This window comes from Formosa haliotis (assembly GCF_001685485.1).
GTDB classification, from domain to species: Bacteria; Bacteroidota; Bacteroidia; order Flavobacteriales; family Flavobacteriaceae; genus Formosa; species Formosa haliotis.
Genome location: NZ_BDEL01000001.1, coordinates 2,909,679 through 2,924,659 on the forward strand (window position 1 = coordinate 2,909,679; position 14,981 = coordinate 2,924,659).

13 protein-coding genes and 1 pseudogene are annotated in these 14,981 nt (G+C 33.1%); 10 read left to right on the top strand and 4 right to left on the bottom strand.

What is annotated here, in order from left to right:
- Complete coding sequence (locus A9D35_RS12140) at positions 1–795, top strand: hypothetical protein (protein WP_066223391.1); 795 nt, start codon at positions 1–3, stop codon at positions 793–795.
- On the opposite strand, the pseudogene A9D35_RS12145 reads toward A9D35_RS12140, so the two are convergent.
- Positions 792–1,762, bottom strand: a pseudogene (locus A9D35_RS12145) (IS110 family RNA-guided transposase). The gene A9D35_RS12140 and the pseudogene A9D35_RS12145 sit on opposite strands and share 4 nt — an antisense overlap.
- Positions 1,763–2,189: 427 nt before the next feature.
- Between A9D35_RS12145 and A9D35_RS12150 the strand changes: the two are divergent.
- From A9D35_RS12150 to A9D35_RS12190, 8 genes are all read left to right on the top strand, one after another.
- Positions 2,190–3,704, top strand: a complete 1,515-nt coding sequence (locus A9D35_RS12150) for an IS1182 family transposase (RefSeq protein ID WP_066223392.1) — start codon at positions 2,190–2,192, stop codon at positions 3,702–3,704.
- Between the two features lie 90 nt (positions 3,705–3,794).
- The gene (locus A9D35_RS12155) at positions 3,795–4,433 is read left to right on the top strand and encodes a ribonuclease H1 domain-containing protein (RefSeq protein ID WP_066223393.1); all 639 of its coding nucleotides are present in this window, start codon (positions 3,795–3,797) and stop codon (positions 4,431–4,433) included.
- 3 nt (positions 4,434–4,436) lie between these two features.
- Positions 4,437–6,590, top strand: coding sequence for a UvrD-helicase domain-containing protein (locus A9D35_RS12160; RefSeq protein ID WP_066223395.1), 2,154 nt, complete (start codon positions 4,437–4,439; stop codon positions 6,588–6,590).
- Positions 6,591–7,296: 706 nt separating this feature from the next.
- Positions 7,297–7,689 carry a DUF1398 domain-containing protein gene (locus A9D35_RS12170; RefSeq protein WP_066226059.1) on the top strand — a complete coding sequence of 131 codons (393 nt, stop codon included), beginning with the start codon at positions 7,297–7,299 and terminating at the stop codon, positions 7,687–7,689.
- Positions 7,690–8,130: 441 nt separating this feature from the next.
- Entirely contained in the window at positions 8,131–8,550 is a 420-nt protein-coding gene (locus A9D35_RS12175; protein ID WP_066223400.1) for a DUF2147 domain-containing protein, read from the top strand.
- Between the two features lie 186 nt (positions 8,551–8,736).
- On the top strand, positions 8,737–9,324 hold the full coding sequence (locus A9D35_RS12180; RefSeq protein WP_066223401.1) for a HupE/UreJ family protein: 588 nt from the start codon (positions 8,737–8,739) through the stop codon (positions 9,322–9,324).
- A 169-nt stretch (positions 9,325–9,493) separates the two neighbouring features.
- A complete protein-coding gene (locus A9D35_RS12185) occupies positions 9,494–9,925 on the top strand; it encodes a deoxycytidylate deaminase (RefSeq protein WP_066223403.1) in 432 nt (143 codons plus the stop codon).
- Positions 9,925–11,520 carry a S41 family peptidase gene (locus tag A9D35_RS12190; protein WP_066223405.1) on the top strand — a complete coding sequence of 532 codons (1,596 nt, stop codon included), beginning with the start codon at positions 9,925–9,927 and terminating at the stop codon, positions 11,518–11,520. The genes A9D35_RS12185 and A9D35_RS12190 overlap by 1 nt, the downstream gene beginning before the upstream one ends.
- A gap of 26 nt (positions 11,521–11,546) precedes the next feature.
- Here the strand turns inward: A9D35_RS12190 and A9D35_RS12195 are convergent, their stop codons facing one another.
- Together A9D35_RS12195 and A9D35_RS12200 are read right to left on the bottom strand one after the other, a co-directional pair.
- A complete protein-coding gene (locus tag A9D35_RS12195; protein ID WP_066223406.1) occupies positions 11,547–11,750 on the bottom strand; it encodes a hypothetical protein in 204 nt (67 codons plus the stop codon).
- A 1-nt stretch (position 11,751) separates the two neighbouring features.
- On the bottom strand, positions 11,752–12,333 hold the full coding sequence (locus A9D35_RS12200) for a MarC family protein (RefSeq protein ID WP_066223407.1): 582 nt from the start codon (positions 12,331–12,333) through the stop codon (positions 11,752–11,754).
- Between the two features lie 90 nt (positions 12,334–12,423).
- Between A9D35_RS12200 and A9D35_RS12205 the strand changes: the two genes are divergently transcribed.
- Positions 12,424–12,990 (top strand): DUF3109 family protein, encoded by a 567-nt coding sequence (locus A9D35_RS12205; protein WP_066223408.1) that lies wholly within the window; start codon positions 12,424–12,426, stop codon positions 12,988–12,990.
- A gap of 1 nt (position 12,991) precedes the next feature.
- Here A9D35_RS12205 and A9D35_RS12210 read toward each other — a convergent pair whose 3' ends face one another.
- Complete coding sequence (locus A9D35_RS12210) at positions 12,992–14,980, bottom strand: tetratricopeptide repeat-containing sensor histidine kinase (RefSeq protein ID WP_066223411.1); 1,989 nt, start codon at positions 14,978–14,980, stop codon at positions 12,992–12,994.
- Between the last annotated feature and the right edge of the window lies 1 nt (position 14,981).

Here is a 14,981-nt window from a genome sequence, read left to right on the forward strand (position 1 = left end):
ATGAAAATTGACAGAACAATAGAAATTTTAGAAGCATTGGCTTCAGGATGTTCACCTCAAACTGGCGAATTAATTGAAAGTGATAGTGTTTTAAATGAAAGAGATGTAATAAGAGCATTAGAAAAAGCAATTTCCGAATTGGAAAGAATTAATCAATCAACAGAAAATGAAAATCAACCTTCTGAATTAAATATTAGTGCAGAAGAAGCTGACAAAGCTATTAAATTGTTTCAGAGTGTTGAATATAATCCGACTTACAGTCGCTTAACTCATTTCTTTTTAAAATCAAAGGAATTTGAATTTCCTATTCTAAACTCAAATGAACTATATGGAAAATATTTTGGTTACTACACTAAACAAGATTTACATAAATTTTTCAAACATTATTTAATTGAAAACGGTTTTTCACTTCACGGAAAAGTAAAAAAAGAAAGGAAACCACAACCTTGGAAAGATATTGACTTTTTTCAAAAAGAGAAATTTAACAATCTGACAGAAAAAGCAATTGACCAACTAAAAAGCAAAATAAACGAAATCGGAATTTTAAAAACGGAAGATTTATCTGAATATATAATTAACTCAAGAGTAAGACACTTTAGGGCATACGAAAGTTGGACAGACAAAGAAAAAGAATTACTCGAAAAAGCAATGGAATACACGAATGACCTTGAATTATTGTCAGAGTGTTTTCAAAGAGGAATTGGTTCAATCGAATCTTGTGGAAAAAGATTAATTTATGAAAAAAACCAGTTGCCAACAAAGTACTGTGGTAAAAAACAAGTAAAAAAGCATTAACTTTTCACTAAAGTACTTCTATAAGAATCATCATATATTAAACCTGATTTGGCGATGGCAAAAGCCTGTTTTAGAAGCTTATTACACACAGCAATTAAAGCCAGTTTTTACTCTTCCCTTTTGCTACAATTCGTTCATAAATATCTCTGCATGCTTTGTTGTATTTACAGGCATTAAAACTGCACATAAATAATAAATTACGAAGCTTTTGATTTCCTATTTTACTTATTCTACTGCGTCCATTTACACTGCTACCGCTCTTTCTAACCACAGGAGTCAAGCCGGCATAGCTACAGAGTTCACTACCACTTGTAAAGCGCTCAAATCCATCGGTAAGAACCACAAGCATCAATGCTGTTTTATTTCCAATCCCTGGTATACTTTTTAAGCGAGTTAATACATCTTGGTGAACTTCTTTTACTAACACCAATAGCTTATTCTCCAAGATTTCTATCTCTTTTTGTACGTGTTTTAAACTCCGCTTTATAGAACTTACAACTGCTTTGCTAGGGTTTCCTAAAACAGCCTCTCCGTGTAATTTATTTTTAAGCATAGTGCTCTGTTTTGTATATACAGCAAGGAGTCTGGTCATTTGAAGACATTCTGTTTGATGTTTGGATTGACCTTCCCAAAGCTTTAATTCTACTTGTTTTGCATATTCACAAATAAGTTTAGAGTCACTTTTATCCGTCTTGACCTTAGACAACTTCATTTGGATAAAACGTTTGACAGCTAAAGGATTTTCTACAGAAACTTGTACCCCAGATTCAAGTAAATAATAGGCCAATTGATAGTGGTAGTATCCCGTGGCTTCCATAACACAATGACTATCCAAATCTAAGAGTTTTGTAAATTTTTTAAAGCCAGAAATTGTGTTTTTAAATTGGTAGTAATTGCCATCTGAATCTGTCACATCAAAAACTAAATGGCTAATATCAATTCCAAAATATTTAATATCTTTATTCATAAGAAAATGATTTTTGAAAGGACGACTACGCGAGTTTCAACGACTTAAAATCGAGGTCTAAAAGCCTCATAGAACTGTACGAAATCTGGGTAGTAAAAGAGAGGGGATTTTCAATGTTGACGAGATCTCTAGTCTCTCCGTATATAATAACCTTATTCCTCTCTTTTGTTCTTTCTAATTTATAGATCTTAATTTAGTGTTTTTATTAAAATGCTAACTTAAGACGTATATAAAAAATAGCGGTTTAATCGCTTAAACAAAAGTAAATGAATAAATTAAAGGTCATTGTCAAGCTGAAAAATTAGTGCTTAAAATCCGCTACTTTTCATATACAAACCCGTCAGACTGTCTAATAACTATTGCTTTTTTAGTTACATTTTTTAGAAGTTCTCAAGTAATTTCCAGGTGATTTTTGTATCTTTTAGTTATGAAATTCATACCTGGAAAAGACCGAAAACAGACCTGCCTTTTTCCTGTTTCTCTTGATGATTCTATAGAATATGAGAACAGCGTAAGGTCTATAGATCAATTTGTAGATTCACTTAACCTTGCAGAACTAGGATTCCGTTCAAACTTTACCGAAAATGGTCCTCCGACCTATAACCCAGCTGTTCTTCTCAAACTTTACATCTATGGATACATGAACCGTATTCGTTCTTCAAGACAATTAGAAAAAGAATGCAGGCGTAACATTGAAGTCATGTGGCTGCTTGAATCGCTAGCTCCAGATCACAACACCATCAGCAATTTCAGAAAAGATAATGCAAAGGCTATTAAAAAAGTGTTCTTTGCTACCGTGCAAATGGCACGTAATTTTGGGCTTATAGGCGCTACACTTATTGCTGGAGACAGTACTAAGTTTAGAGCTCAGAATAGTAAGAAAAACAATTTTAATAAGAAGAAAATACAGCGTCACATAGATTATATTGACAATAAATTAGAACAATACAACAAAGCTCTTGAACAAAGTGATAGTGAAAATGAAAAAGAGGAAATTAAGAAAGATATTGATAAGCATCAAGGTCGCAGAAAAGAATACGAAAAACTAAATGCACAGTTGAAGGCTTCGGGAGAACCACAAATTTCTACCTCTGATCCCGATAGCAAACATTTAATTGTGCGTAACAATATTACTGAAGTTGCTTACTGTGTACAATCTACTGTAGACGCAGATCACAATATTCCGTTCGACTACTTGGTTACCAATAAAAACGACTCCAAGGCTATGGGACAGATGTTACAGAGAGCTAAAACTATTTTAGGAACGAACACCTTTACGGCGCTCTATGACAAAGGATATCATACGGGAAGTGAATTTAAAACTGCTAATAAACTAGGTATTAAAACCCTTGTTGCTATCCCTGGAATAGGAAGAGCATCGCAAGCTCCAGATCCTAACTATAACTCAGAACATTTTAAATATAATAAAGAACACGACACCTATACTTGCCCACAAGGAAACATACTTAAAAGTAATGGCAGCACTTATAAAGGGCGTAATTATCGTTTCAAACAATACAAAACAAACAAATGTAAAGCTTGCCCCGCAAGAGCATTATGCACAACGTCTAAAGCAAATGGAAAAGTAGTACAACGCAGTGAATTCCATAAATATATTGAAGCCAACGCAAAGAGTGTATTGCAAAATCCTGATGCTTATAAAAAACGCCAAGCCATTGTAGAGCATCCTTACGGAACCATAAAACGTCAGTGGAGTTTTGATCATATCATGACTAAAAAAACGATGCAACGCGCTAGTGCAGATGTAGGGTTTATGTTTATTGCCTATAACTTAAAAAGAATTTGGAATATCATTAGAAATACGAATACACTTCTTGTTCAAGCTCGCTGGTCTTTAATTAGGCTTATTAAAGCTATTCTAACAGGTTTAGAAGAAGCTTACAAACAAAATTCAAAATATAGAATCTTAGCTGCCAACTAATAGAAAAAACTGTATTTTAGTAGAAATATATAAAATTGCAGTCGGTTATTAGACGGACTGACGTTGGCAGCAAGTTGACCCCAAAATAACGTGAGTAAGAAAAAGAAAAAATATTATGTAGTATGGAAAGGTTTTAAAACAGGAATTTTAGAATCTTGGGAAGAGTGTAAAAACTCAATTCACGGATTTAAAGGAGCGGAATACAAATCGTTTAAAACACTTGAACTTGCTAAAAAAGCATATTCTGAAAACTATGACGAATACAAAGGTAAAACGATATTTGAAAGCACACTATCAAAAGAACAGCTTGCATTAATTGGAGAACCAAATTTGGAGACTGTTTCAGTAGATGCAGCTTGTAGTGGAAGTCCAGGAATTGTAGAGTATCAATGTGTTGACACTAAAACAAAAGAGAAAATATTTCATTATGGACCACTTTATGAATCGACAAATAATATTGGGGAATTTTTAGGTTTGGTACACACGCTTGCTCATATGAAAAAAACAAATGACAAAAGACCAATTTATACCGATAGTAAAATTGCTATGGGTTGGGTAAGAGACAAAACACATAGAACTAATCTTGAAAAATGTGAGCAAAATGAAAAATCATTTGAATTACTTGAAAGAGCTGTAAAATGGTTAGAAACAAATGATATAGAAAACAAAATTCTAAAATGGGAAACTCAAGCTTGGGGAGAAATTCCAGCTGATTTCGGAAGAAAATAAAATATGCAAACAACCAAAACCGATTTAAGCGGACTTAATGAAAAACAGAGACAAGCAGTAGTTTCAGAATGTAAAAGACTTCTAGTTTTAGCAGGTGCAGGTTCGGGAAAAACAAAAACATTACTTCAAAAATTAATTTACTTAATTGAAGAAAAAGGCGTTAACCCAAGTAATATTTTGGCAATTACATTTACAAAAAACGCTGCCAATGAAATGCTCGATAGGTTAATCATCTCAGCAGACGACACAGAGGAATATGCTGAAATTCTTGCCGACAAAAATCGAACAACAAAAGAAAAAGACACAGAACGTTACTTTTTTACAAAAAAACATAAGTGGATTGACAACTTAACATTACGAACTTTTCACAGCCTTTGTTATAGCATTATCCGAAACTTTGGCGTGAATGAGTTTGATAACAAATTCAAAATTATTGGAGATACCAAAGCAAAAGATGATGAATTTGCAAAATACTCGGCAACAGAAACTATTTTTGAAGTCATCCATAAAATCTTAATCGAAAACTGTGAATCAAATAAGTATCTATTCGATTTGAAAAGATACATATTGGATTATATGATTGACAAAATCCACATTGAAAAAGACAAACGTATTTCTCTACCAAAAGATGGAAAATATTACACAACATTAAATGGTACAAAAGTTCGGTCAAAATCCGAACAATATATAGCGGATTGGCTTTATCGACACAGCATTAAATTTGAATATGAACCAAACGTAAACTTTAGAGATTTTGATTTTCGACCAGACTTTTATATTCCAGAAGCTAATCTTTATTTAGAACACGTAAGTCAAAAAAGCTATCCAACAAAAGGAAAAGAACAGCAGTTTAACAAAGCCAATAAGCTACTTGTTAAAACATTTGAGCACCAAACAAAAGATACTGCACTATTCAATTTAGCTTTAGAACGAATTGTAAAAAATAGATTGCCTTCAAATTATCATTTTTCAACTGCTTTATCATTCGAAGAAGAATTTAAATCATATCACAAAGAAGTTAAGGACTTCCTTCGACAAACTATGCGAGTAATTGATATGGTAAAAGTGGAGAACTTACCAACTAAAACAGTTTTAGAACAATCGAAAAAAGACCAACACGAAAGAGTAAGAGATTTTTATAAACTTGCAATTCCAGTTATTGAGCAATATCAATTGTATTGCACCAACAAATCATATTTAGACTTTAATGATATGATTACAAGAACTATTTCTTTATTTAAAAATCATAAGGAAATAGCAGAAAAATTTAGAGGAAAATATGAGTACATTCTTGTAGATGAGTTTCAAGACGTGAATAACTTACAAGTTGAATTAATAAAACTTTTGCTAACAGACAGTAACCAACTTTTCTGTGTTGGAGACGATTGGCAAAGTATTTATGGTTTTAGAGGTTCAAACGTAGATTATATAGTCAACTTTAAAGACCATTTTAAAGAATCTGAAACTATAAAATTGAGTATGAATTACAGAAGCACAGAACATATAGTTGGTGCAAGTAATGAAGTAATCAAACACAACAAATTCAAGGTTGACAAAGATGTACGCTCAAATAAAAAGTCAAGTAGTAAAATTCACGTTTATGCAGGTAAAAATCTTGCTGAGAACCTTGAGTACGTTCTTGACCAAGTAAATAAACTAAAAGACAAAGGTTATACAAAAGAAGACATCCTATTTCTTTATCGAAGAAGTAAAATGTATAGTGCATATTTTGAAAGATTTAAACAGGAACGAGTGTTTGTCTCAGGTAAAACAATTCACGCCTCTAAAGGGCTTGAAGCAAAAGCTGTTTTTATCATTGGATTGACAGAAGGAGGCGGTGGATTTCCAGATATTTGGATGGAAGACAGAATTTATCAAGTAATCAAAAAATCAAATCACAATTTACTACTTGAAGAAGAAAGGCGACTATTTTATGTGGCAATTACAAGAGCAAAAGACGACTTATTTTTAATCACGGAAAAAGGAAATGAATCGAGTTTTATAAAAGAAATCCCAGATGACTTTACATTTAAAACAAGTATTCCTTTTAAATCAGTAATTGAGGAAATAACCTTATGCTCGAATTGCAGCAACAGATTGGACGAAGGATTTGCATATTGTCCTTATTGCGGAGAAGAACAAAAAATAGATGAATAAAAACCAGCTGCCAACAAAGTACTGTGGTAAAAAACAAGTAAAAAAGCATTAACTTTTCACTAAAGTACTTTTGTAAGAATCATCATATATTAAATCTGATTCTACTCTTAACTTAAGTGTTCACGACACTTACTTTGTTATTTCCAATTTTCATTTTCTCCTATTACTTGGAGTTTTAGTGTTTTTTGGAATTTACCTTGTCCGAACATTACGCGGGAATTTTAAAAACCTGACTGCAAATCTGATATTAATAATTTCGACAATTTTACTAATAGTAATCCTGAACGGAATAAGTGCAATTGTAGAGAACTTTGTCCAACAAACTTCTGGTTGGACTATTTATCCGCCTTTGAGTGATGGAGATGGAATAGAACAAATGGAACAAGAAGTTGAACCGAAAGAAAGTAGTTTTGTAATTTTATCAAGTGCTCTTTTTTATATACAAATAATATTGCTAATTTTCTTAGCGTATTGCGGATTTAAAACTGGACTGAATTATAAACGAACTGAATAAAACACTATGCACAATAATGACAATAAGTAATTGCTTGTGCTCGCCTATATTAGAAAATTCGTCAGGGTTTTTAGTTTTGTGTGTACTTGACAAATTAACGGTTAAACGGCGTAACTACTCACAAACGGAGACTGTTGTCGGTCGTAAAAATCAATGATAAGGAAGAAAACAACATTTAAGAATAGGACAATAATGTTTACAGTAGAACAAATTGAATTAGCCCATAGTAAGATTAAATCAGGGGCGGAATTTCCAAAGTACATCGAGGAAATTAAACAAATCGGAGTTGTGGCATTTGAAACTTGGGTATCGGATAGTCATACTGAATATTTTGGAAAGGACAATTTTCGGACGAAATCTAAACCGAAATATGAAGAATTGCTTATAGCGGATTATACTGATAAGCAAAAATTTGAAGAATATTTGAAAATCCACCAAAAAGGAGAAACAGACTATTTTACATTTTGTAAACATTGTGCTGAAACAGGAATTGAGAAATGGATAGTAAATCTTGAAAAAATGACCTGTATTTATTTTGACAAAGTTGGAAATGAAGTTACACTTGAAAAGGTACCAACTGTATAAAACAACGAACTGCCAATATTGTATAAAAAACAATAGCTAAGTTCTAGGCGGCTCACGAAAATTATCTTGGATTTTCTATTTGGTTTTTAAAAACAGAGTCTAATAATGGCTCCTATAATAAATTACTTGTGCTGGCTAACTTCTGAAAATCCATCAGGGGGTTTCCGTAGGAAATTGTATTGTAGTTTATGATGCATAAGGCTATAAATCTTCTAAAATAGAAGGCGCACTTTGCAGAAGTTTATGAGTATTTTGGTGGACAGTGAATACTGTTAATCATTTGATTTAAAGATGTCTTTAACTGCTCTAAGTAAGTGCAGTATTTGATACGATTCCTCAAAAAAAATATTTTCAATACATCAAAAGTTAGTATAAAATTAAAAAGTGATTTTTAATTCCTATTTTTAGACCACAAAATTAATAACTAAACACCTTATACTCATGAAATATTTGTTTTTACTAGTCGTTTTAATGTTAAGTCTTTCTGTTAATGCTCAAAGTATTCTTGGAACATGGGAAACTTACGATGATAAAACCAACGAAAAAAAGGCACTAATTGAAATCTATCAAACTGGCGATGCCTATTTTGCAAAAATAGTCGACAAATATATTGGCGATAAAAATTCTGTATGCGAAAAGTGTGAAGGCGATAAAAAAAATAAACCGATCATTGGTTTAGTTATTATAGAGAATCTTAAAAAAGACGGAAAAGAGTATAATGGTGGAAGCATTCTAGATCCTGAATCGGGAGATGAATATAGCTGTTATGTGAAGTTGGTAGATAACAATAAACTTAAAGTAAGAGGTTTTCTAGGGATGGCGCTTTTAGGAAGAACTCAGTACTGGCTTAGAAAAGAGTAGCTTGACTTTTTAAATACTAACTAGGGGTAGACATTGTTTGTTTAAAATAATGCGTTAAGATATTATAGCTTATTGTTGTAATCTTTTTATTAATTTTGCCGCTGAAAATTTTTATGTAGAGTGCTTTTTAATACGCTTTATTTTATATCATTTTCAATTCAAACATAAAGCTCCAAACCCCAAGTTATGCTAGACGATTTTCTTTTTTACGTACAATACGGTGTAAATCATGTGTTAGATATTAATGGTTACGACCATGTATTATTTTTATTGGTGCTTACCGTGTCTTATGTTTTTAAAGATTGGAAACGCGTTCTGGTACTCGTATCTCTATTTACGCTAGGCCATACTATTTCTTTGGTTTTAGCGGCTTATAATGTGGTTAAAATCAATGGTGTTTTGGTCGAATTTTTAATTCCCATAACCATTCTTATAATGGCACTTTATAATGTGTTTACAGCTGGTAAGACCATCCAAAAAGGTGCCGGGGTGTTGTTTTTTTCAGCGTTGTTTTTCGGAATTATTCACGGTTTAGGTTTTGCTAGAGAGTTTCATTTATTAGTGGGTGGTAAACGAGATAAGTTGCTCCCATTGTTGGAGTTCGGATTAGGCATAGAGGTGGCGCAAATTATAATCGTGTTTGTTGTATTGTGTCTCAGTGTTGTTATGCAATCGGTATTTAGATTTTCTAAACGCGACTGGGTCTTAGTCATGTCGTCTATAGTAATTGGTTTGGTTATTCCTATGATTTTAGAAAATGAATTAATCTCCTAACTCTCAAAAGTTTTCTCAAAATTTTAACGATTTCACATTGTAATTAAACCCTTAACCGAGTATCTTCGTTATGGAGTTCTTCAATATAAAAGGAAAATGGCATTGTAAATTTTAATTTATTTTTATTTTCTTTATTCTGAAAGAATTTACTTAAAATCAATACTTGTTAATGCCGAAAAAAAAGCAGCTTAAATACGATAAAGCTTATTTACGAATAGCTAGAGAGTGGGGAAAATTATCCTTTTGTGAACGCAAACAAGTAGGGGCCGTTATTGTAAAAGATCGCATGATAATTTCAGACGGTTTTAATGGTACACCTACAGGCTTTGAAAATTTCTGCGAAGATGAGGAAGGCTATACCAAATGGTATGTTTTACATGCCGAAGCTAATGCCATTTTAAAGGTTGCAGCCTCTACGCAATCCTGTAAAGGAGCTACATTGTATATCACGCTATCGCCTTGTAAAGAATGTAGTAAGTTAATTCATCAAGCGGGAATTGTACGCGTGGTGTACTGCCAAAAATACAAGGATAATTCGGGATTAGAATTTTTAGAAAAAGCAGGTATTATTATAGAATACATCGAAGATTTATCGGCATAATGGCGTTTAAAAAAAAATATTTACCCTTGGTTATCGGAGCTGCTGTAGCGGCCGGGATATTTATTGGGGGTAAATTAAATTTTTCAGATCGCTCAGATAGATTGTTTACTTCTAATAGTAATAAAGAGAAATTAAATCGGCTTATAGATTATATTAATTACGAATATGTAGATAATGTAAATACCGATAGTATTGTAGATGTTACCGTAAACGGAATCCTAGAAAATTTAGATCCGCATTCTGTGTATATTCCTAAAGAAGATATGGAGCGTGTGGCCGAAAATATGAAAGGCGATTTTGTTGGTATCGGTATTCATTTTTACACCTATAAAGATACTGTTACGGTTATAAGAACTGTTGAAGATGGCCCTAGCGATAAGGTTGGTATTTTAGGAGGCGACCGTATTATTTATGCCAATGGCGATTCTTTATTTGGAAAACATCTTGTAGATGGCGATATCGTACACAGACTAAAAGGCCCGGTAGACTCGAAAGTACAGTTAAAAGTGTTTAGAAAAGACACGAATGAAATTTTAGATTTTGAAGTGGCTCGCGATCTCATTCCTATTAAAAGTGTAGATGCTAGCTATATGCTTACCAATACCCTGGGTTACATAAAAGTGAACCGTTTTGCAGAATCGACCTTTAAAGAGTTTAAAAAAGCACTATTAGATTTAAAGGCGCAAGGTGCCAAAGAAATGACCATAGATTTGCGAGACAATCCTGGTGGTTTTTTAAGCGTTGCAGAGCAGATTGTTGACGAATTTTTAGAAGATGAAAAACTGATACTATTCACTAAAAATAAAAGTGGAAATATCGATAAAGACTATGCGACGGCAAAAGGCGATTTCGAGCAAGGTGAAGTTTATGTGTTAATAAACGAGAATTCGGCATCGGCCAGCGAAATTGTGGCAGGGGCTTTACAAGATAACGACAAAGGAACCATAGTGGGGCGACGGTCTTACGGAAAAGGTTTAGTGCAACGAGAAATGGAGTTAGGCGATGGTAGTGCTGTGCGTTTAACGGTGTCTCGCTATTACACGCCTACAGGGCGCTCAATTCAGCGATCTTATAGTCATGGAAATAAAGATTATTACGACGAATATTTTGAGCGTTTAGAAAGTGGTGAACTAATAGACCCTACAAAAATTAAAGTTTCCGACTCTTTAAAATTCACAACACCAAAAGGTAAAATTGTATATGGTGGCGGCGGAATTATTCCTGATGTTTTCGTACCGCTAGATACCAATATGCAAAACGAAACCTTATTGTTTTTGGAGCAACGCGGATTTATAAGTTATTTTATTTTCGAAGAGCTAGAAAAAGACAGGCATATGTTTGATGGCTATACCCGTCGTAATTTTATAGATGATTTTATTGTGAGCGACGACTTAGTGATTAAGTTTCAAGATTATTTAAATATGCGTACCGCTTCAAATATTACGTTTGTAGCTTTTCATGAAGAGGTTAAACAATATTTAAAAGCAACTATAGCCGATCAATTATTTGGAAAAGGCGCCTATACAGAAGTCTTTAATGCCAACGACGATATGATTAATGAAGTTCTTAAATTAAGTGAACAACATCAAGACTAGTTAGCATTTTCCTGTTAAAACAGAATTTACTTCTTGTTTTTAAATTTTTCTTCTATCCGTTTAGATGTATTCAAAATAAGTAATAATACAATCGCGCATAAAAGTGCCATTATAGTAATTAACGTTACAATGCTTTCATCTCCAAAAGGCGCATCAAAATTAATTTGAGAGGCGTTAAAAACAATAAGTGCAATGGCTATAACCCCGAGTATAATTGAGAATATTTTCATATTAAATAAATAAGGCTTTAATGTTGTGTGCAAATAATTTTACTGCAATGGCTAGTAATATAACGCCAAAAACTTTACGAATTATATTAATTCCGTTTTGTCCTATTAAACGTTCTATTGTAGACGATGTTTTAAGGACTACATAGATTAAAATTACGTTTAATAATACGGCTACAATAATATTTTCAGTTCTAAATTCTGCTCGTAACGATAATAGGGTGGTTAAACTTCCAGGGCCAGCAATTAGCGGAAACGCTAAAGGGAACACTGTTGCGGTAACCGCAGATTGTTCTTCTTGTTTGTATAACGTAATACCTAAAATCATTTCTAAGGCAATAAAAAACAGGATAAAAGAACCTGCAACGGCAAAAGAATTTACGTCTATCCCAATTAAATTTAAGATACTTTTTCCTAAAAATAAAAATACAATTAAAATAGCTCCGGCTATAACGGACGCTTTTTCGCTCTGAATTTGTCCCATTTTTTTTCGCAAATCGATTACGATAGGGATGTTTCCAATAATATCTATTACAGCAAATAGAATCATAAAGGCTGTAAATATTTCTTTAAAATTGAACTGCATTGCTTTTGTGGCTAAAATTTTGCGCAAAAGTAGTGGATTATAACAGACTATCTATAATAATTAAATAGAAAGTTTACCTATTTTTGCATCATGTTTCAATTAGGAAAAACCATAGTTTCAGAAGATATTATAGAGAAAGATTTTCTTTGTAATCTATCGGCGTGTAAAGGTGCATGTTGTATTGATGGCGACGCCGGAGCGCCTTTAGATAAGGAAGAAATAAAAATATTAGAGGATATTTACCCGAAAGTAAAACCGTTTTTAAGACAAAAAGGGATAGACGCTATCGAGGCTCAAGGTACTTATGTAACTACAGATTTTGGAGATTTAGAAACCCCGCTTATTGATGGAGCAGACTGTGCTTATGTTATTTTTGATAAAAAAGGCACGGCACTTTGCGCTATCGAGGAAGCTTATAATCAGGGTGAAATAAGCTGGAAAAAACCAGTGTCATGCCACTTATATCCGATTCGAGTGAAAGATTTTACCGAGTTTTCGGCGGTAAATTATGACCGTTGGGACATTTGCGACGATGCATGTACTTTGGGTAAAGAGCTACAAGTGCCCATTTACAAATTTGTAAAAGAAGCTTTAATTAGAAAATTTGGCGAAGACTGGTATATGGAGTTAGAGAAAGTGGCCGAATCTTATAAGTAAATTAAGCGTCTTTATAGTTAGGTATCGGGATTTGTAATATAATTCGTGTTCCTTTTGGTCGGTTTTTGTCGTTGTATAAATCTTCAATATTAAATTTATAATCGTTAGGAAAACGTTTAGAGAAATTGGCTAAACGTGCCTTTGTAATAGCGATACCCACAGATTTTCGTTTTAAAACTTTTAGGCTGTTTATTTTTTCCGATTCAACACGGCCAATACCATTATCTTCAATGCTTATTGTTATATAATTTGGCGTGTCTTTATAAACGTGTAGGTTTATGCGTTTATCATGTTTTTTAGACGATAAACCATGCCAGAGTGCGTTCTCTAAAAAAGGTTGCAGGATAAGAGACGGTACCTTTAAATTGGCAGTATTTATACCTTCATCTACCTGAACATTAAATTGAATTTCGTTCTGGAATCTAATATTTTCAATATTAATATACAGTTGCATAGTGTCTAATTCTTCTTCTAAAGTCATTTCTTTTTCGGTAGAAGCAATTAGAATTTTACGGATTAATTTTGAAAATTTATTTAGGTAATAAACGGCTTTTTCTTTGTCGTTATTAATAATATAAAGTTTGATAGAGTTTAACGAATTGAAGATGAAATGCGGATTCATCTGATTTCGTAACATGTCTTGCTCTAGCGTAATAATTTGTTTTTCTTGTTTTACTTGACGGTGTCTAATAATAATAACAATCATGGTGGTAAACAACGAAATTAAAATCGCCGTATACCAGAATAATTTTTTGTTACGCTCTAATTTGTGTTTAACAGCTTCGTTTTCGTCGGCAAGTTTTTGTATTTGATTGTTTTTAGTTTCGTGTTCGTATTCTATAATTAAATCGTTAACATAGTTTAAATTGCGATCGTTAGTAATGCTTTCTTCAATGGTTTTACTTTCTTTAAAACTGTTTAAAGCCTCCTTGTATTTTTCTTGCTTGGTTTGTAAATCTGATAAGTGATTCAGGCCTTCGGCAGTAAATGTTTTAAGCTCATAGGCTTTAGAAATTTGTAAACCTGTCTTTAGGTTTTTTTCGGCTTCTGCGTCTTGGTTTAGTTTTTCGTTAGTCCATCCTAAATTAATATAGGTTTGTGCCAAATAATATTGGTCGCCCAAATCCATAGCCTTGTCTAGAGATTTGTGCAAAATGGCTAGAGCTTCGTTAAAGCGTTCTTGTTTTATGTAAACTTGTGCAATAGAGTTGTAGCAGATAACGCGCCCAATGTCTGAGTCCATTTCTTCGTTATACCCTAGCGATGTTTGGTAGTTTTCTAGTGCTTTGTCTAAATCGCCTTTGGCTTCGTGAGCATACCCAATGTTTTGATGGTTTATAGCAAGTCCTAAAATATTGTTTTCTTTCTTTTCAATAATAATAGAGCGCTCGAATTGTTTTAGAGCAAGATCGTTTTGTTTTAACGCCAGATAAATATTTCCCATGCTATTTCTAGACACGGCGATACTGTGCTCTAGTTCTGGGTCTGGGTTTGTTTTGTAGGCTTTGGTAGCTAAATCGTAAGCCTCTTTATGGTAGTCTAATGCCGGTTTTACTAAATCCATACGGCGATAAACCACCCCCATTAAATTTAGAGAAATAACATGTAAAGCGTCGTTTTTACCATCTATTGCCGCATATATAGCTTCTTTGTGGGCTTCTATCGCGCGTTCGTAAAGCGACATGTTTCTATAAATTCTTCCAAGCGCGTTTAAAGCGTAACTTCTACCTTCAGAATAATTATTGATGGTCGATTGCTTTTCTAAATATTTCATCTTTAGGCTATCGCCTTTGGCCGACCGAAATAGGTTTTCTAAAGTTCTATAATCTTTTGTTTTTTCTTTTAATGTGGTTTTTACATTGCTAATAAACAGCGTGTCTAGGGCCTGATTTTGACCAATAGAGCTATTGAAAACTAAAAAGAAGAGGAATGTACAGTACAGACTGCTTCTTAGGTTAAAGTTAAATATATTTAAAAAAGATGTTGGCATG

Coding starts and splice junctions, on each gene's coding strand:
- A9D35_RS12200 (WP_066223407.1), bottom strand. CDS start 12,333: ATGCAGTTCAATTTTAAAGAAATATTTACAGCCTTTATGATTCTATTT.
- A9D35_RS12195 (WP_066223406.1), bottom strand. CDS start 11,750: ATGAAAATATTCTCAATTATACTCGGGGTTATAGCCATTGCACTTATT.
- A9D35_RS12170 (WP_066226059.1), top strand. CDS start 7,297: ATGTTTACAGTAGAACAAATTGAATTAGCCCATAGTAAGATTAAATCA.
- A9D35_RS12180 (WP_066223401.1), top strand. CDS start 8,737: ATGCTAGACGATTTTCTTTTTTACGTACAATACGGTGTAAATCATGTG.
- A9D35_RS12140 (WP_066223391.1), top strand. CDS start 1: ATGAAAATTGACAGAACAATAGAAATTTTAGAAGCATTGGCTTCAGGA.
- A9D35_RS12160 (WP_066223395.1), top strand. CDS start 4,437: ATGCAAACAACCAAAACCGATTTAAGCGGACTTAATGAAAAACAGAGA.
- A9D35_RS12205 (WP_066223408.1), top strand. CDS start 12,424: ATGTTTCAATTAGGAAAAACCATAGTTTCAGAAGATATTATAGAGAAA.
- A9D35_RS12175 (WP_066223400.1), top strand. CDS start 8,131: ATGAAATATTTGTTTTTACTAGTCGTTTTAATGTTAAGTCTTTCTGTT.
- A9D35_RS12185 (WP_066223403.1), top strand. CDS start 9,494: ATGCCGAAAAAAAAGCAGCTTAAATACGATAAAGCTTATTTACGAATA.
- A9D35_RS12150 (WP_066223392.1), top strand. CDS start 2,190: ATGAAATTCATACCTGGAAAAGACCGAAAACAGACCTGCCTTTTTCCT.
- A9D35_RS12190 (WP_066223405.1), top strand. CDS start 9,925: ATGGCGTTTAAAAAAAAATATTTACCCTTGGTTATCGGAGCTGCTGTA.
- A9D35_RS12210 (WP_066223411.1), bottom strand. CDS start 14,980: ATGCCAACATCTTTTTTAAATATATTTAACTTTAACCTAAGAAGCAGT.